Source organism: Achromobacter sp. SIMBA_011 (assembly GCF_046535435.1).
Taxonomy (GTDB): domain Bacteria; phylum Pseudomonadota; class Gammaproteobacteria; order Burkholderiales; family Burkholderiaceae_B; genus Achromobacter; species Achromobacter dolens.
This window is the reverse complement of record NZ_JAWRWN010000978.1, coordinates 1-248: the sequence shown is the minus strand read 5'-3', so window position 1 is coordinate 248 and position 248 is coordinate 1. Positions and strand designations below refer to the sequence as shown.

Below are 248 nucleotides of genomic sequence, written 5' to 3'. Positions count from 1 at the left end.
GCCGCGAATTCCGCGCCGAGCAGCAGCACGGCCGCCGAGAAGTACAGCCACATCAGCAGCACCGCGAACGACCCGGCCGCACCGAACGCGCTCGCCGTGCCGGCCCGCGCCAGATACAGCGCGAACAGCTTCTTGCCGCCAGAGAACAGGATGGCCGACACGACTCCGCCGACCATGGCGTCGCGCCACGCGACGCGCGCGTCGGGCAGGAACTTCATCAACGCGGCGAACGCGCCGGCCAGCACCGC

General features: G+C 71.4%; 1 protein-coding gene. It reads right to left on the bottom strand.

Annotated features, from left to right (window positions below):
* Positions 1–248 (bottom strand): YhjD/YihY/BrkB family envelope integrity protein (locus SB816_RS33920; protein WP_410548488.1); only part of this gene is annotated, 248 nt, incomplete at both ends.